The organism is Paraburkholderia sp. J8-2, assembly GCF_905220195.1.
GTDB lineage: Bacteria > Pseudomonadota > Gammaproteobacteria > Burkholderiales > Burkholderiaceae > Paraburkholderia.
The window spans coordinates 45,174-63,089 of the sequence record NZ_CAJMZA010000009.1 but is presented as its reverse complement, the minus strand read 5'-3'; the positions used below and the strand labels follow the sequence as shown (position 1 = coordinate 63,089).

Here is a 17,916-nt window from a genome sequence, read left to right as displayed (position 1 = left end):
GCGTGCTCACTGCTTGCTGTGGCAGCACGATTTCGCTTCGGGCGCAGGTGCGCCGTCCTGCACGCTGTGCGGATCGCGCCCGCCCGGCAGGTCCATCGCCGCATTGCCGTAGAAGAAGTTATTGGGCTTGAGCATGAAGCCCGCATACTCCACCGGCATCACGGGGAAATCCTCGGGCTTGCACACGTGCGTGTGGCCGAAGCTGTGCCACAGCACGATGTCCTCGTTCTCCACGTTGCGGTTCGCCTCGATGTAGCGCGGCAGGCCGTCGCCGCCCGCGTGCTGGTTCGGGTAATCGCCGCTCGCGTAGCGCTGCGTCGTGTCGTACGGCGTGACCCACACGTGGCGCGTGGCGAAGCCGCCGCGCTGGCGCACCTTCGAGTTGGGATCGGCGAGCATGAGCGGCGAGTCGTTGACGATGAGCTTGTAGCCCGGATTCGCGCCCACGCGGTTTTTCACGTTCGGATTCACGACTTTCCAGAAGCGCCCGGTCTGACCGTTGGCGTTGCGCGCCGCTTCCTGCTCGGTCTTGAGCACGCGTTTGGTCGTATCGAACACGTTGCCGTACGGATTCTCCGCGCCCATCGCACGCGGCACGAATTCGTGCTCGGTCACGGAGTTCTTCTCGCCATCCACCATCATGTGCAGGCGCGCGTTGAAGAAGTGCTGATGCGTCGGGCCGCCCAGGTTTTCCGTGACCATGCCGCCCCACGGGTACGTGTCGCCGTCTGCCACCGCCGAAGTCTGGATGATGCCCGTGAGCTTGCATTCGAGCTGGATCGTGCCGTCCTGATAGAAGTACCAGTAAAAGCCGTAGTCGTAGTTGCCCACGGTCGCGAAGAACGAGATGACGAGGCGGCGGGAGCGGCGCATCTCGAACACGCCGGTGCGGAATTCGTAGTGCTTCCAGAGCGTGCCGTAATCTTCTTCATGCAGGCACACGGCGTTCTTCATGGTGAAGCCGTTGCCGAAATCGTCGGCGGAAGGAATGTCGAAATAGCGGATCGTGCCAAGACAATCGCAGCCCAGTTCGAGCTGGTTCGCGAGCTTGCCGAGTCCGTATTCACCCGCGTCGAACGCGCTTTTCCAGTAGTGGTTCGTGGTGGGGTCCGAGTAGGGCACGCACATCTCGGTCACGCTCGCGCGGTACACGATCGGGCGCGGCGCGCTCTTGCCGTCGTCCCAGGTGATCTGGTGCAGCACGAGCCCTTCACGCGGCGTGAAGCCCACGCGGAATTTCCAGTTCTGCCAACTAACCTGCCAGCCGTCTATCGTAAAGCTCGGCCCTTCGGGCTGGCTGATGGAGAGCGGCTTGACGGTGGTGCGCGGCTCGCCGAGGCTCGGCGTGTCGTAGTTGTGCTTGGCGCGCGGGATGGGGATGATACGGCCGTCGTCGATCAGCTCGATCACCTTGTGCGCCAGCAGGTCCACCACGGCGACGACGCCTTCGATGGGGTGCGCATAGCCATTGTCGGTCAACGACTCGCGGTAGTAGCTCACGCAGCGCACGAGGCGGCGACCGTTTTCGTTAGGGCGGTCGAAGGCGCCTGCGGAGAACGGATCGACTTGCACACGCTCGAGATCGTCGTCGGTGAGGCCGCGCTTCTTGACGGCCGCGCGCCACGCAGTGTCTTCCTTCACGATGCGCTCCGCATTCATGAAGTCTTCGATCATCACGGGCGGCTGGCCATAGGGCGCGCTTTGCAGTGCGAGCGCCTTGCGCGATTCCACTTTTTTCTCGCGCAGGTCCACGACGAATTCGAGCGTCTGGCTGCGCGTGCGGTCGATCGCGATGACAAAGGCGCGGCGCGAATAGTACTCGCCGGGTTTGTAGGCGAGCACTTCCGCCTTGGGCGGTTCATGCAGTTCGGTAACGGGAAAGCGCCCATATTCATCGAGCTGCTCGGCGGCTTTCACGATGTCACAGGCAAGCTGCATTTCGGCGAGGCTCAATGGGTCGAGCGGATGCGCGTTCGGTTTCGTGTTCATAAGCATTTCGTAAGGATGACGTTGGGCGCAACAGGGCAGGGGACGGTATGAGGAATTCGCATTCGTCTCATGCCTTGTCGATGGGTCAATCGTAGAAACGCCGTATTTTTTTCGCGCTTGCAAAACGCGCCAAAGGGGCGATAGAGTGCGCCAGAGACGAACGATGGTTCAAGCCGTCGGCGCATACAGGCCCTAATGGAGCGAGACATGAAAAGAGTGCCTGTCAATAGCGGTTTCCCCATGATTCGTGGCGCCGTGATGGGTCCCATCGTGCGTGCGCTCGACGCCGCTGGTGCGGACTGCGATGCATTGCTGGCCGAGTTCGGCTTGAGCCGCCGGCAGCTTTCCAATCCCTATGAAATCGTGGCGCTGGGGCGTTATGTGGGCGCATTCGAACGCGCGGCGCAGGTGCTCGACGAACCGTTTCTCGGTCTGCGCTTAGGCGCCGAATTGCAGCTCACGGAACTGGGGCCAGCTGGCCTCGTGTTCATGTCGTCGCCCACGCTCGGCGCCGCAATCCGTAAGTTCACCGATACGCTTGGCTCGTGGCAGAGCGCAACGGCCGTCGATCTCGTGACCGACAACGCATGGCCGATGTGGAGCTACCGCATTGCACATACGCAGATCTGGCCGCGCCGGCAAGACGCCGAATACAGCGTGTCGGCGATGTGCCACATGATTCGTCAGGTGCGGGGCGCGGCGTGGACGCCGTGTGAGATTCATTTCGAGCACGCGGCGCCCGTGGATCTCAAGCCGTATATGCGCCTCTTTCGCGTGCCGGTGCGCTTCCAGCAGCCCGCAAACGGCGTGGTCGTGCACCCGCACGATCTCGACACGCCGCTCAAAAGCGCCGACGTGCAGATGGCGCGCATGATGGAGCGCCACGCCACCGACCTCATTTCGCGCGACACGATCCCGCATACGCTCGTGGACCAGGTGCGCGATCTCGTGACTCGGCGGCTCGCGCGCGAGAAGCTCGTGGTCGGCGATATCGCGAAGGACCTCGGGCTCTCGGACCGCTCCTTGCAGCGGCATCTCGCCGACGCCGGCACTTCCGTGCGCCAGATCATTCGCGAGGAGCGCGAACGCAGCGTGGCGGTGCTGCGCGAGCAGGAGGGCATGACCAACGCTGCTGTGGCCCGCGCGGTGGGGTATGCCGACGCCACCGTGCTATGGCGCGCAACGCGCAACTGGCAAGCAGTGAAAGCTAAATGATGGCTGTCGGTAAGTATGTGGACTGAATAAAGTACGAATTTCCAGCTCACGGCATTGATCAGGATGCCGAAGGTAATCTCGACCGCTTCACGGCGGTTAAGTGAAAACCCGCTCCAGCCCTGGCGCACTTTATCGAGTATTTGGCGCGTTGCGCCAAGTCGGCGAATTTATTAGCTGCCTACCATGCGCTCAATCCGAATCGGGAAATTCGATTCGTCGAGCGCCAGAGGCACGCGGTTCTTCATCGTGTCGTACGGCGAACCCAGAACAGACACCAGCAGAGGCAACGATGAACGAACCGTATTCTCCCGCTCACCTCGTTGGAGACGACGCGGCAGTGGACTCACAACGCAGCCTGCTCGGGCTTTGGCAGATCGTCTTTCTCGTCATTTCCGCAGCGGCGCCGCTCACCGGCATGCTCGGCGCGGTGCCGCCGGCCATCAGCCTTGGCAACGGCGCGGGCATTCCCGGCGCATTCGTGATTGCGGGCGTCGTGCTGCTCGTGTTCAGCGTGGGCTTCGCTTCGATGAGCCGGCACATCGTGCGCGCCGGCGCGTTCTACGCCTACATCACGGCAGGTTTCGGGCGTCCCGTCGGCATGGCCGGCGCGCTCGTCGCGCTGCTCTCGTACACGAGCATCCAGATTGCGCTGTACGGCCTGTTCGGCTTTTTCTGCACAGTGGTGCTCGGGCCATTGATGCATAGTTCGCTGCCGTGGTACGCGTATTCGTTCGCGTGCCTCGTCGTCGTGCAGTTCACCGGCATTCGCGGCATCGACCTGAATAGCCGTCTGCTCGGCGTGCTCATGTGTCTCGAACTCGGCATCCTGCTGCTGCTGAGCCTCGCGATCGTCATTCATCATGGCGGACCGGACGGCCTCACGCTTGCGCCGTTCTCGCCGCGCCACGTATTCAGCGGCCATCTGGGCATTGCGGTGATGTTCGCGCTCGCGTCGTTCATCGGCTTCGAGGCCACGGCGATCTACGGCAAGGAGTGCCGCGACCCGAAGGTCACGGTGCCGCGAGCCACCTATGTTTCCGTCACGCTGATTCTCGTGTTCTTCGCGTTTGTCACGTGGGCCATCGTTTGCGCCTACGGCATCAGCAACGTGACGGACGTGGCGACGAAGCAGCCGGGCGACTTCTGGTTCATCCAGTCGACGCAGTACCTGGGCGGCGCGATGACCACGACGATGAGCTTCCTGCTGCTTTCCAGCATCTTCGCGAGCCTGCTGTCGTTCCACAACACGATCGTGCGTTACATCCACGCACTTTCGGGTGAAGGGATTCTTCCGGCCGTGCTCGATCGTCTGCATCCGAAGTATGGTTCGCCGTATCTCGCGAGCTATCTGCAGACGCTTTCGGTTGCGGTGCCGGTGAGTCTTTTCGTAGTCGCGGGCAGCGATCCGTTCAATATCGTGTTCAGCTGGGGTTCGGCGCTCGGCACCATCGGCATCGTCATGCTGCAGGCGGTCACGAGCTTCTCGGTGGCGGCATTTTTCCGCGCCACGAAAAAGGACACGCGCCTCTGGCACGCGTTCCTCGCGCCTGTGCTCGGCGGCTGCGGTCTGCTCTCCATCGGCATCGTGCTGATCGGCAACCTCGACGCGCTCGCCGGCTCCGATAGCCCTGTCGTGCGCGCGTTCCCCTGGATCGTGCTCGCGGCCGCACTGGTCGGCGTGGCGATTGCGATCATCCTCAAGCGCTCGCGCCCGGACATCTACGCGCGATTCGGTCAATAGCACCGCGGCGCGCTTCGCGCGAAGCGTTCGATTCACGCAGTTTCCTGCGTTTCCCGTAGTTCCAGACAAGAGCGGCGCGCCAGACGCGCCGCGCTCCGGTCGCGTGCATGCATGCAAGGGCGTGGCCTACCTCCTCTTCGAAAAGACAACGACATGGCAAATACCGTCAAGCGCACGGCGCTGGCGCTGGCTTCCTGCGCCTTTGCGATTGGCGCGCACGCGCAATCTTCAGTCACGCTTTACGGCACGGTGGACGCGGGCCTCGTTTATTCGACCAACCAGCAGACCACGCACGCAGACGGCAGCACGAGCGGCCACGCAAACTGGCAACTGGGCGGCGGCAACCTCGTGCCGTCGCGCTGGGGTCTCACGGGCAGCGAAGAGATCGGTGGCGGCACGAGCGTCAATTTCACACTGGAAAACAGCTTCTTTTCGCAAAACGGTGCACTGCTGCAGGGCGGCACACTCTTCAACCGCAATGCCTGGGTAGGGGTCGCAAACAGCCGCTACGGCACGCTCACGCTTGGCCGCCAGTACGATCCGTTTTCCGACGACCTGGGCGCCTACGTGTCGAGCAACAACTGGGCAACGCTCTACGGTTCGCACTTCGGGGACGTAGACAATCTCAACGAAGCGTTCAACTTCAATAACTCGATCAAATATGTGAGCCCGAGTTTCGGCGGTTTCACGCTAGGCGGCCTGTTCAGTTTTGGCGGGGTGGCGGGGAATTTTTCGCAGAACCGTGGCTGGTCGCTGGCTGCGAATTACGCCAATGGGCCGCTTTCGCTTTCTGCCGGTTACCTCGAATTGCGCAATCCGCTGCAGGCAGCGCTCGGCGGCGAGAGCGGTTATATCGGTGACTTTAGCTGCAGCAATCCAAATGCATCGTACTGCGAACTACAGAACGCGCAACGCATCAGCATTTTTGGCGCAGGCGGCTCGTACGCGTTCGACAAGATCAGCGTGGCGCTCAGCTATACGCACACGCGTTTGTCGCAGAGTCTCTATTTCGCGGACGCGGCGCGACCACAAGGCGCGGACATCTCGTTCGACATTGCCGAGTTGAACACGACGTGGCAATACTCGCCCGCGCTGCAGTTCGGCTTCGCTTATATCTTCAACGATGCGCATCCGGACGGCGGATCGTCCACGCGGCTGCATCAGATCAACCTCGGCGCGGTGTACAGCCTGTCCAAGCGTACGGCGGTTTATGCCGTGGCGATCGGGCAGAAGTCGTCGGGTGCAGGGCTTGGGATCGACGCCACGAGCGGCGCGACGCAGAACCTGGCGCAGATCCCGAATCTCGTGAATTCGGACACCGACAAGCAACTCGCCGTGATCGCGGGCATTCGCCACAACTTCTAAGCGAGGAACCGCGGCGCAGCATGATGCGCCGCGGCAACTCCGCGCGCGTGCACGCTTCGCAAGCCGCCCGCGCCGTTCGGCAGTAGAATGTTCGGGTCCGCTTTTCGTGTGAGCCCGCACATGAAAGTTGCCTTGTTTGTCCCTTGCTTCATCGACGCGTTCTACCCCGAGGTGGCCATCGCCACACTGGAATTGCTCGAGCGCTTCGGCTGCGAGGTCGACTATCCGCTAGATCAAACCTGCTGTGGGCAGCCCATGGCCAACAGCGGCGCGCAGGCCGAGGCAGCCGGCGCGGAGCGGGTATTTGCCCGCGCCTTCGCGGGCTACGACTATATCGTCGGGCCTTCGGCGAGCTGCGTGAATCACGTGCGCGACCACTTCACCGCGATCGAGCAGACCGAAGCGGTGCGCAAGGTGCGCGAGAGCACGTACGAACTCGTCGAGTTTCTGCACGACGTGCTGGGCGCGCGCGAATTTCCCTGGGCCGAATTTCCCTGGCGCGTAGGTTTGCACAATAGCTGCAGCGCGCTGCGCCATTTGAAGGAAGCGTCCGTTTCCGAAATCGCAGGCCCGGTGTTCTCGAAGCCGCTCGCGCTGCTCGAACATGTGAAGGGCATCGAGTTCGTGAAGCCGGCGCGCCCCGACGAATGCTGTGGTTTTGGCGGCACGTTCGCCGTAACCGAAGAAGCGGTGTCGGTGCGCATGGGCCAGGACAAGGTGGTCGATCACGTGAGCGCGGGCGCGCAGTACATCGTTTCCGCCGACATGTCCTGCCTCATGCACCAGCAGGGCTGCGCCGAACGCATGAGCGCGGACATCCGCTTCATTCATATTGCCCAGGTGCTCAACGGAGCGCGCGAATGAAGCGAGTCGAACATGCAAAGCTCGCCGGCGCGTTTCTCTCGCGGCCCGAGCATGTGGCCTTTCACGACAAACGTCTGTGGGACTTGCGCTCGAAGCGCGACGCGCAGGCTCACGCCATTCCCGAATGGGAAATGCTGCGCACGCTCGCCTCGCAAATCAAGGCGCATACACTCTCGCATCTTGCCGACTACCTCGACCATTTCACGCGCACGGCGCAGGCCAATGGCGTACAGGTGCACTTTGCGGATACGGCCGAGGAGCACAACGAAATCGTGTATCGCATTCTGAGCGAGCGCGGCATGACCGCGCTCGTGAAGAGCAAGTCCATGCTCACCGACGAGTGCGAGATGCGCCCGTATCTGGAGTCGCGCGGCATCTCGGTGATGGAGACTGACCTGGGCGAGCGCATCCAGCAACTCGACAAGCAGCCGCCCAGCCATATCGTCGTGCCCGCCGTGCACAAGCTGCGCGACGACGTGGCCGAAGTGTTCGGCCGCACCATTGGCACGGACCCGCACAACAACGACATTCACTACCTGGCGGAAAGCCAGCGCATGAATACGCGGCCGTGGTTCGTGCGCGAGAAAACGGCGGGCATGACCGGCTGTAATTTCGCGGTGGCCGAAACGGGGACGGTGGTGGTCTGCACCAATGAGGGCAACGCGGACCTTTCCGCCAACGTGCCGCCGCTGCATATCGTCTCGATGGGCATCGAGAAGCTGATTCCCCGCCTTTCCGATCTCGGCGTATTCGTGCGCATGCTCTCGCGCAGTGCGCTCGGCTCGCCCATCACGCAATACACCTCGCATTTTCGCGCGCCGCGGCCCGGCGCCGAAATGCACTTCGTGCTCGTCGACAACGGCCGTACCGAGCGGCTCGCCATGCCCGAGTTCTGGTACTCGCTCAAGTGCATTCGCTGCGGCGCGTGCATGAATACGTGTCCCGTGTACCGGCGCAGCGGCGGTCTCTCGTACGGCAGCACCTATGCGGGGCCGATCGGCGCGATCATCAATCCGACCTTCGATCTCAAGCGCTTCAGCGCATTGCCGTTCGCGTCTACGCTCAACGGCAGCTGCACGAATGTGTGCCCGGTGAAGATCAATATTCACGAGCAGATCTATCAGTGGCGGCAAGTCATCGCGGCGCAGCACGAAGTGCCGTTCGTGAAACAGGAAGTGCTGAAGATGGCCGGCCGGTTGCTCGGCAGTCCGACGCTTTATCGCGGCGCGGTAAAGTCACTCGAGGGCGCGTTGCGCCGTTTGCCCAACTTCATGCTCTACAACCCGCTCAATATCTGGGGCAAACAGCGCGATCTGCCGCACGTGCCGCACACCACGTTCCACGCGTGGTACCGGAAAAACCGCAAGGGAGGCGGCGATGGCGGATCGTGACGCATTTCTCGCGCGCGTGCGCGCCGCGCAACCCGCGCACGAACCGTTGCCCGAGGTGCCGTTGTTCGCCGCCCCTCCTGGCGACTTGCGCGAGCGCTTTTGCGCTGCGCTCAAACTGATGGGCGGCAGCGAGACCGAGGTGGAGAGCGCGGCCGAGGTGCGCGCCATGATCCTGCGCCGCTTTGGCAGCGAGGCGCGCATCGCGTCGGCCACGCCGGAGGTGCAGGGCACGCGCGAGATCAGCGCCGCCACGCAGCCGGCGTCGCTCCAGGACGTCGACGTCGGGGTGGTGCGCGCGCGCTTCGGCGTCGCGGAAACGGGTTCGCTGTGGCTGAGCGAGCGCGAGTACGTGGTGAACGCGCTTGGCTATCTCGTGCAGCATCTCGTGGTGCTGCTCGATCCCGCGAAGCTGGTGGCGGGCTTGCAGGACGCGTACCGGCGCGACGATTTTCGCGGCTCGCGCTACGCGGCGCTCGTCACGGGGCCGTCCGCGACGGCCGATATCGAAGGCGTGCTGATCCAGGGGGCGCAAGGCGTGAGGTCGTTGACGGTGGTGTGGCTGCCGGCGCCGTGACGGTTGCACGCCATGGTCATCCACGTCCTTCTCCTGAGCGGCTTTCTGCTGGCGAGCATCGCGCTCGTTCAGGCAGTGAGCCTGCGCTGGTCGATTTCCGAATCGGTCTTGCTGGCGGCGTGGGGTTTCACGCTCGGCGGCATCTATCTCGTGAGCGGCGAGGCCTGGCCCGCGCTCTCTGCCAACTTCGTGATACCTGCGCTCGCGCCGCGGCTGCCGCCCGAGGCGTACTTGTGGATCTTCCTGCCGCCGCTGCTGTTCCAGGCCGCCCTCAGTGTGAACGTGCGCGAGATGCTCGGCGACGCGGCGCCCATTTTGCTGCTCGCCGTGGTGGCCGTGTTCGTCGCGACCGGCGTGGTGGGCGGCGCGGTCCGGCTCACGGGTCTCGGTCCGCTCGCCGACGGCCTCCTGCTCGGCGCGATGATCGCGACCACCGACCCCTCCGCCGTGCTGGCCGTGTTCCGCGAAGTGGGCGCGCCGGAGCGGCTCGTGCGCCTCGTGGAAGGCGAGAGCCTGCTCAACGATGCGGCCGCCATTGCCATTGCCGGCGTGCTGATCGCCGCGATCACGGGCGACGCCGCCAATGTGTCGGCCACGGCCGCGCTGCGTGCACTCGGTATCGCGCTTGGCGGCGGCCTGCTGGTCGGGGCGCTGGCCGGGCGCCTGTTCGCGTGGCTCTTGCCGTTGCTGGGCGGGGAGGGCAAGGCCGAGATATCGCTCAGTTTCGCGCTGCCGTATCCGCTTTATCTTCTCGCCGACCAGATGTTGCACGTCTCGGGCGTGGTGGCTGTGGTCGCGGCCGGGCTCGTCATTAGCGGCCTGGGGAGCACGCGCCTGTCGCCTGTGAACTGGAAACATCTGCAACTGATCTGGGAACAGATCGCGGCCATGGCGGGCGCGGCGATCTTTCTGCTCGCGGCCATGCAAATTCCAGCCACGCTGCGAAACGCGCAGTGGATCGATCTCGTCGCGCTCGCGGTGGTGGTGGTGGCGGCGTTCGTCGCGCGCGTGGTCGTGGTGTTCGGCATGCTTCCGCTCTTGAGCCGCGTGCGGCTCACCGAGCCGGTGAGCGCCGCCTACAAGCTCGTGATTGCCTGGGGCGGCTTGCGCGGCGCGGTGACGCTCGTGCTCGCGCTCGGTCTCGCGCAGGACACGGCGCTGCCCGATTCCACACGCCGTTTCGTCGCGATTCTCGCGACGGGCTTCGTGCTCGTGAGCCTGATCGTGAACGGCACGTCGCTCAAGCTGCTGATCCGCCGGCTGCATCTCGATCTGCTCTCGCCGCAGGAGCAGGCGTTGCAAAGCAAGGCGGTGCAGCTTTCGTCGATTGGCGTATCCGAGCGCGTACATATGGCGGCGCGCACCTTTCACATTCCCGATGCGATCGCCGACGAGGCCTGTCACACGTTCCGGCAGAGCGTCTATATCGGCGCCACGGGGTACGATATTGAAGCCGCGCTCTCCGACCGCGAGCGTCTCGTCATCGGCCTCGTCACGCTCGCGGCGAAGGAGCGCGACCTGATTCCGCAGTACGGCAGCGGTATCATCACGATCCGCAATCTCGACGCGATGATGCGCAACACCGACGCCATGATCGAAGAGGCGCGCGCGGGCGGGCGCCTCGGCTATCAGCGCGCCGCGGCGAAAATTCTCGCGGATACGGCGGGCATGCGCATCGCGCGCTTGCTCTATCGCTGGCTGCGCTTGCAGCAGCCGTATGTCGACGCACTCGCCGATCGCTTCGAACTCCTGATGTGTCGCCGGGTGGTGCTGCATCAGCTGATCGTATTCAACGACCAAAGCCTCACGCCGCTGCTAGGCGAGCGTCTCGCGGCGCTGCTCAAGACAATCTTGAAGACGCGCATCGAGAAGGCTGAACATGGGCTTGAGGACGTGCGCCAGTGTTTCGGTCACGCGGCCGACGTGCTCGAGCGGCGCATGCTGCTGCTCTACGCGCTGCGCGAAGGGCGCGAGCGCGTGCAGGCCATGTACGAAGACCGTTCCATTTCGAAAGAGATCTACGATTCGATCCAGCGCGAACTGGACGTCGCGTGGAAGCTCGCGGTGCCGCGGGCGCACCCGGATCTGGTGCCGGGCGAGGCTGAAGCGAAGGCTAAGGCGGTTCATACGCGCATCGACGCTTTGAACGGCGCCAATGCGCACACGGAGCCCGCTGCATCGGAAGTACCCGAAGCGGCGCCCGGCGATGCGGCCACGCCGGTGGAAAACGCCTCCGCCGAGGAGCGGAGGGCGTCGCCATGACCGAAGTGCAGCAGGCCGTGCTCGTATTCGTGCTGCTGCTCGGAGGCACGGGCCTGGGCGTCCTGCTGCGGCCGTTGTTGCCCGAGGAGCATCGCAAGCATGAAACCGTGCAGCTCGTGCAACTCGTGATCGGCATGCTGGTGACGTTTGCGGCGCTCGTGCTGAGCTTGCTCACCGCGTCGGCGAAATCGAGCTTCGATACGGCGACCAACGACATGCGCACCTACGCCGCGGACCTGATCCAGCTCGATCAACGCCTGCGCGATTACGGTCCCGACGCGGCAACGGCGCGCACCTTGCTGCGCGCCTATACGGCAAGCGCCATCGCCTCGACCTGGGAGCAGGAAAAGCCGCCGCCGGGCAACTACTATCCGCATGATCCAGGCGTTGGCAACGACGAACTCGAGAGCCGGCAGCTCGGCGCGCTGCTCGATTCGGTGGGGCACGAAATCGACACGCTCGTGCCGCACGACGCCTACCACCAGGCGCTCGTGAGCCCGCTCGCGCAGATGTTCGACCGCGTGACCGATACGCGCTGGCGTCTCATCGAAGAGGCGCATGGCTCGATTTCGCGGCCGTTCTTCACGATGCTGGCGCTCTGGCTGGTGCTGATCTTTCTGAGCTTTGGCCTTGTCGCGCCGCATAACGCGCTCGCGATCGTGCTGATCGTACTGGGCGCGGTGTCCATTTCGTCGGCGGTCTTCGTGATCGCCGACCTCGATACGCCGTTTACGGGACAGCTCGTGGTGCCGAGCGATTCGATGCGCGACGCGCTCGCGCACATGAATGCGCCCGCTACGTAGCGACGCGAGCGAGCCATTGCGCTAGACTCGCGCGACGTGACGCGTACAGGAAAGGAGATTCGCAATGTTGCGCAAGACGCTCAATGCTTCGCGGCTGCAAGAGGAGGTGCACCGGCGCATCCACCGGCTGCAGGAGGTGGTCGAAGACGGCGTGAAGATCGGCGTGCCGCGTCCGCAACTTCAAGCGCCCGATCGCAGCGGCTGCAACTGGACGATGCAGCACTTTCACAACGCGGCAGGCTTCGAGGCGAGCGTGGCGCGCGTGCTGGAGCAGATGCGCTCCGAGTACAACCTCACTGAGACACAGGACGAAGCTGTAGAGGACGATGCCGGCGAGACGCCCGACGCGCGCGATCCGTTCGGCGGGGCGAAGCGCGCTGCCGCGCAGAATCCGTTTGGCGGGGCGAAGCCCGCTTCGGCTGCGAACCCGTTTGGCGACGCGAAGCCGTCGGGCAAGCAGGATCCTTTTGGAAGTGCCACGCCCGCGAGCGACGAATCGCCGCCGGCCAAGGGCAAGCGGCCCGCGAACCCGTTCGGCGAATGATGGGTGCGCCGCGCGCCGCCCGTCTTGAGCGGCGTGCGCGGTGCGATATTCAGCCTATTTTCAGTTTTCTTCCGCGGCGGCCTTGCTGCGTGTGCGGCGTGCACGCGCGGGCGCTTTCCTGGCGGCGGGCTCGGCCGGCGTAGCGGCAGCGCTCGCTGGTTCGTCCGCGGCGCTCGGCGCCGGTTCGGCGGCTTTCTTCGAAGTCTTCTTGCGCGCGGGGCTCTTGCGCGCAGCCGTCTTGCGCGCTCGCGCGGGGGCGGGCGCGGCGGTCTCGACGGTTTCGAAATCGGCCACCGGTTCGGGCGTCACGGGCGCGTCGTGTGCCGCTTGCGGCGCGTGGTCACGCTCGTTCGCGTCGAATGGCTCGGCGAAGAAGGGCGGCGCGGCTTCGTGGCCGTGCGCTGCATGCGCTTGGACCGGCTCGAACGGAATCTCGCCTTGTGTCTCGACCGGTTGCTCGACCGCGGCTTCGCGCGCGTCCGCCGCGCCGCCACCGCGGCCATTGCGACGGCCTTTGCGCCTGCCGCGCGGCTCCTCGGTGCGCGGCGCCGGGCTTTCCGGCGCCGGCACGCTGGCGGCGGGCGCCGGGAGGGGCGGCGGGTTCAGCCGCGACACCCAGGTGCCAGACTTGTCGTCGCGGCCCACTTCAAGCAGGCCGCGCGACTGCGCCTCTTCGAGCAGATTGCCGAATGCGCGAAAGCCGTAGCGCGTTTCGTTGAAGTCGGGCCGGCGGCGCTTGATGGCGCTCTTGAGCACCGAGGCCCAGATCTTGCCGCTTTCGCCGCGCTCGAGCACGAGCGCGTCGAGCGTTTCGATCGCAAAGGTAACGGCCTTCGACTTGCGCTCTTCGCCGTCCTGCTTCGGCTGGCGTTCTTCGCCGCCCTGGCGTTTCGCGTCGCCGCCGTCCTTGTGCTTGCCTTTGCCGCGAGTCTGCTGATCGCGCACGAGGTCGCGCACCAGGTCGTCGTAGAAGATGAACTCGTCGCAGTTGGCGACGAGCAGGTCGGAGGTGGAGTGCTTCACGCCCACGCCGATCACCTTCTTGGCGTTTTCGCGCAGCTTCGAGACGAGTGGCGAAAAGTCGGAGTCGCCGCTCACGATCACGAAGGTGTCCACGTGCGACTTCGTATAGCAGAGATCGAGCGCGTCCACGACGAGGCGGATATCGGCCGAGTTCTTGCCCGACTGGCGCACGTGCGGAATTTCGATCAGTTCGAAGCTCGCCTCGTGCATCGCGGCCTTGAAGCCCTTGTAGCGCTCCCAGTCGCAATAAGCCTTCTTCACGACGATGCTGCCCTTGAGCAAGAGCCGCTCCAGCACGGGCTGGATATCGAAGCGGTCGATCTTCGCGTCGCGCACGCCGAGCGCGACGTTCTCGAAGTCGCAGAACACCGCCATGCTGACGTTTTCCTGTGGGGAAGCCATGTGATTGATTCGTTCCATCTACGTTGAATTCACATGATAGCCGGTTGAACCGCGGCAGGCCGGGAATCGCGATAGCGGCGCCGCTCCCTTCGAACGAGTTAGTTGTGTGCGCCAAGCATGGTTCTTGGCAACTATTTTCGAACACCCGGTCGTAAAACCCCTTTTTCACGTAAGCGTCACAGCGCATTCGTAGCGTTACGCCGCCCTGGCTTTCCGGATCGGCAGGGTACCCAAAGCCGCAAGCGCTCCCAGCCCCATAGCGGCAAAAAACCGAAAACGACTCGACGACGGTGGACGTTAAGCGCCGCGCGCCACATAGCCGAGCAGGGCGCTCACAGCCTGGGCCTCGCGGCGCACGGCGCGCCCGTTCGGCCCCTCGGGCGTCGCGTCGAAGCCGCCCGTGGCGCCCAGCACCGTGAGCGCGCCGCACAGCTTGCCGGTGTGATCGAAGAGCGGCGCCGAAACGGCGCTGATGCCCTTGAGATTCGTATCGCGCACGCTTGCGCAGCGCGCCGCCTGCACGTCGCGGCGCAGCGTGCCGATCGGGTCGCTCGCACTCAGTTGCGCACGCAACGAAGCGTCGGCGTGCGCGAGTTCTTCTTCGGCTTGCGCGAGCACGCGCGTGTCGTCGAGCAGGCCGAGGAAGACGCGGCCCGTGGACGACCATAGCAGCGACATCACCGACCCCACCCGCACGTTGACCGTCACGGGCAGCCCCGGCTCCTCGAAACGGATGATCGTGGGCCCCTTGTTGCCCATCACCGCGACGAACGACGTCACTTCGAGCGTCTCGCGCAGGCGCACGAGCGCAGGCTCCGCAATGCGCACCGGATCGGCCTGACGCATGGCGGCCACGCCGATCATCATCGCCTCGACGCCGAGCCGATACTGCTGGGTGGCGGTGTCCTGCGCGACGAGACCTTCCTCGATCAGGCTCACGAGGTAGCGATGCACTTTCGCGGGGCTCTCGTCCACGCAAGCCGCGAGACCCGAGAGGCTCGCACGGCCGCCCAGGCGCGCGAGCCCCTTCAGCACGGCCATGCCGGTTTGCGCGGACTGCACGCGCTGGCGGCGTTCGCGCGGTGCGGCGGCTTTCGTTTCTCGCGCGACTTTTGGGGCCGCCACCGTGGTGGCTGCTGCGGCCTCGGCGGCTTTGGCCGCGGGGCGGCGGGGAGTGGTTTTCCTGCTTTCCATGCTGGGCGGGGACGGACGTTCGGTTGGGTTCACGCGGGATTTTAGGGCGCATAGGCGCAGTACAGTGCCTGCCATGCTTGCACGTTAACCCCTATCTCACGATTACGCAATGCGTACTAGAGTTACGCAAAACGTAATTCATGCAGGATGCAGGAGAGGCATATGAGCGAGACATCTTCCCAGTCGGCGGGCCGCTGCCCGTTCCCCCACGCAGCGGGCGAGGCGCGAAACGCCGCGCCGCGCTGCCCGGTCAGCGCCAACGCCGCGGCATTCGACCCGTTCAGCGACGGCTACCAGCAGGACCCGCCCGAGTACGTGCGCTGGGCGCGCGAGCAGGAGCCCGTGTTCTACAGCCCGCAGCTTGGCTACTGGGTGGTCACGCGCTACGCCGACATCAAGGCGATCTTCCGCGACAACCTCACGTTTTCGCCCTCTATCGCGCTCGAAAAGATCACGCCCACGGGCCCCGAGGCGAACGCGGTACTGGAGTCGTACGGCTACGCCATGAACCGCACGCTCGTGAACGAAGACGAGCCTGCCCACATGCCGCGCCGCCGCGTGCTGATGGAGCCGTTCACGCCCGAACATCTGAAGCACCACGAACCGATGGTGCGGCGCCTCACGCGCGAGTACGTGGATCGTTTCATCGACGCAGGCCGCGCCGATCTCGTCGACGAGATGCTCTGGGAAGTGCCGCTCACCGTAGCGCTGCATTTTCTGGGCGTGCCTGAAGAGGACATGGACCTGCTGCGCAAGTACTCGATTGCGCACACGGTCAATACGTGGGGCCGCCCGCGCCCCGAAGAGCAGGTCGAAGTCGCGCACGCGGTGGGCAACTTCTGGCAGTTCGCGGGCAAGGTGCTCGACAAGATGCGCCAGAACCCGGACGGCACGGGCTGGATGCAGTACGGCATTCGCAAGCAGAAGGACCATCCGGAAGTCGTCACGGACTCCTATCTGCATTCGATGATGATGGCGGGCATCGTGGCCGCGCACGAAACCACGGCCAATGCCACGGCCAACGCGATGAAGCTACTGCTGCAGCACCCGCACGCGTGGCGCGAGATCTGCGAGGACCCGAGCCTCATTCCGAACGCCGTGGAAGAGTGCCTGCGCCACAACGGGTCGGTGGCGGCCTGGCGGCGCCTCGCGACGAAGGACGTGCAGATTGGCGGCATCGACATTGAGGCGGGCTCGAAGCTGCTGATCGTGACGTCTTCCGCGAATCACGACGAACGCCATTTTGCGGACGCCGACCTGTTCGACATTCGTCGCGACAACGCAAGCGATCACGTCACGTTCGGCTACGGTTCGCATCAGTGCATGGGCAAGAACCTCGCACGCATGGAGATGCAGATCTTCCTCGAAGAGTTCACGCGCCGCTTGCCGCACATGCGTCTGGCCGAGCAGACGTTTACCTACGTGCCCAACACGTCGTTCCGGGGTCCTGAGCATTTGTATGTGGAATGGGACCCCGCGCAGAACCCGGAACGCGCGAATGCGGCGCTGCTCGGCGCGCACGTTCCAGTGCGCATTGGCGAGCCTTCGGCGCATGCGCTTTCGCGGCCCGTGGTGGTCGAGCGGGTGGACGCCGTGGCCGAAGGCATCGTCCGCCTGCGGCTCGTTGCGCCCGACGGCGGCGCGCTGCCGCGCTGGGCGCCGGGCGCGCATATCGACGTGGAATGTGGCGACACCGGCATCTCGCGCCAGTACTCGCTGTGCTCGGACCCCGCCGACACGCGTGCATTCGAGATCGCCGTGCTGCGCGAAACGCAAAGCCGCGGCGGTTCGGCCTGGGTGCACGACACGCTGCGCACAGGTATGCGCCTGAAGATCCGCGGCCCGCGTAATCACTTCCGGCTCGACGAGGAAGGGCGTCGCGCGATCTTCATTGCCGGCGGCATCGGCATCACGCCGGTGAGCGCCATGGCGCGCCGCGCGCGCGAACTGGGCATCGACTATGAATTGCACTACAGCGGACGCTCGCGCAAGACGATGGCGCTTGCCGACGAACTCGCGCAACTGCATGGCGAACGTCTGCATATGCACGTATCGGAAGAGGGCACACGCAACGATTTCGCCGCGCTGCGCGTCGACGAACAGACGCGCGTGTACGCCTGTGGCCCCGCACGCATGCTCGAAGCGCTCGAAGCCTGCAGCGAGGCGTGGCCAGAAGACGCGCTGCGCGTGGAGCACTTCGCCGCAACCGGCGGCAAGCTCGACCCCGCGCAGGAACAGGCGTTCGAAGTCGAGTTGAAAGACTCGGGGCTCGTGCTGAACGTGGGCGCGGACCAGACCGTGCTCGACGCGCTGCGCCGCGCGAACATCGACGTGCAAAGCGACTGCGAAGAAGGCTTGTGCGGCTCGTGCGAGGTGCGCGTGCTGGCGGGCGAGATCGATCACCGCGACGTGGTGCTCACGCGCGCCGAACGCGACACGCAATCGCGCATGATGACCTGCTGCTCGCGCGCGAAAAGCGGGCGGCTGGTACTCGAACTCTAGTCGCCGCAGCGCGATCGAGACAATAAAACAAGGATTGGAGACACAAC

12 protein-coding genes and 1 pseudogene are annotated in these 17,916 nt (G+C 64.7%); 10 read left to right on the top strand and 3 right to left on the bottom strand.

Annotated elements, in window-relative coordinates; translation table 11 throughout:
* Window positions 1-6: 6 nt before the first annotated feature.
* Complete coding sequence (locus U5A52_RS20790; RefSeq protein ID WP_321936067.1) at window positions 7-1,989, bottom strand: primary-amine oxidase; 1,983 nt, start codon at window positions 1,987-1,989, stop codon at window positions 7-9.
* Between the two features lie 207 nt (window positions 1,990-2,196).
* Between U5A52_RS20790 and U5A52_RS20785 the strand changes: the two genes are divergently transcribed.
* From U5A52_RS20785 to U5A52_RS20745, 9 genes and pseudogenes are all read left to right on the top strand, one after another.
* The gene (locus U5A52_RS20785) at window positions 2,197-3,204 is read left to right on the top strand and encodes an AraC family transcriptional regulator (protein WP_321936066.1); all 1,008 of its coding nucleotides are present in this window, start codon (window positions 2,197-2,199) and stop codon (window positions 3,202-3,204) included.
* Between the two features lie 289 nt (window positions 3,205-3,493).
* On the top strand, window positions 3,494-4,945 hold the full coding sequence (locus tag U5A52_RS20780) for an APC family permease (RefSeq protein ID WP_321936065.1): 1,452 nt from the start codon (window positions 3,494-3,496) through the stop codon (window positions 4,943-4,945).
* A gap of 153 nt (window positions 4,946-5,098) precedes the next feature.
* The gene (locus U5A52_RS20775) at window positions 5,099-6,310 is read left to right on the top strand and encodes a porin (RefSeq protein WP_321936064.1); all 1,212 of its coding nucleotides are present in this window, start codon (window positions 5,099-5,101) and stop codon (window positions 6,308-6,310) included.
* Window positions 6,311-6,430: 120 nt separating this feature from the next.
* A complete protein-coding gene (locus tag U5A52_RS20770; RefSeq protein ID WP_321912347.1) occupies window positions 6,431-7,174 on the top strand; it encodes a (Fe-S)-binding protein in 744 nt (247 codons plus the stop codon).
* Window positions 7,171-8,565 (top strand): lactate utilization protein B, encoded by a 1,395-nt coding sequence (locus U5A52_RS20765; RefSeq protein WP_321936063.1) that lies wholly within the window; start codon window positions 7,171-7,173, stop codon window positions 8,563-8,565. Before U5A52_RS20770 ends, U5A52_RS20765 begins: the two co-directional genes overlap by 4 nt.
* Window positions 8,552-9,139 carry a LutC/YkgG family protein gene (locus U5A52_RS20760; protein WP_321936062.1) on the top strand — a complete coding sequence of 196 codons (588 nt, stop codon included), beginning with the start codon at window positions 8,552-8,554 and terminating at the stop codon, window positions 9,137-9,139. The genes U5A52_RS20765 and U5A52_RS20760 overlap by 14 nt, the downstream gene beginning before the upstream one ends.
* Window positions 9,140-9,151: 12 nt before the next feature.
* Complete coding sequence (locus U5A52_RS20755; protein WP_321936061.1) at window positions 9,152-11,401, top strand: cation:proton antiporter; 2,250 nt, start codon at window positions 9,152-9,154, stop codon at window positions 11,399-11,401.
* The gene (locus U5A52_RS20750; protein WP_321912341.1) at window positions 11,398-12,204 is read left to right on the top strand and encodes a hypothetical protein; all 807 of its coding nucleotides are present in this window, start codon (window positions 11,398-11,400) and stop codon (window positions 12,202-12,204) included. Before U5A52_RS20755 ends, U5A52_RS20750 begins: the two co-directional genes overlap by 4 nt.
* Window positions 12,205-12,268: 64 nt before the next feature.
* Window positions 12,269-12,514, top strand: a pseudogene (locus tag U5A52_RS20745) (hypothetical protein); the annotation flags it as partial.
* 294 nt (window positions 12,515-12,808) lie between these two features.
* Here the strand turns inward: U5A52_RS20745 and U5A52_RS20740 are convergent.
* The gene (locus U5A52_RS20740) at window positions 12,809-14,173 is read right to left on the bottom strand and encodes an NYN domain-containing protein (protein WP_321936060.1); all 1,365 of its coding nucleotides are present in this window, start codon (window positions 14,171-14,173) and stop codon (window positions 12,809-12,811) included.
* Between the two features lie 297 nt (window positions 14,174-14,470).
* Window positions 14,471-15,367: an IclR family transcriptional regulator gene (locus tag U5A52_RS20735; protein WP_415774028.1), complete on the bottom strand. Its 897-nt coding sequence runs from the start codon at window positions 15,365-15,367 to the stop codon at window positions 14,471-14,473.
* A 162-nt stretch (window positions 15,368-15,529) separates the two neighbouring features.
* Between U5A52_RS20735 and U5A52_RS20730 the strand changes: the two genes are divergently transcribed.
* On the top strand, window positions 15,530-17,869 hold the full coding sequence (locus U5A52_RS20730) for a cytochrome P450/oxidoreductase (protein ID WP_321936058.1): 2,340 nt from the start codon (window positions 15,530-15,532) through the stop codon (window positions 17,867-17,869).
* Window positions 17,870-17,916: the final 47 nt, after the last annotated feature.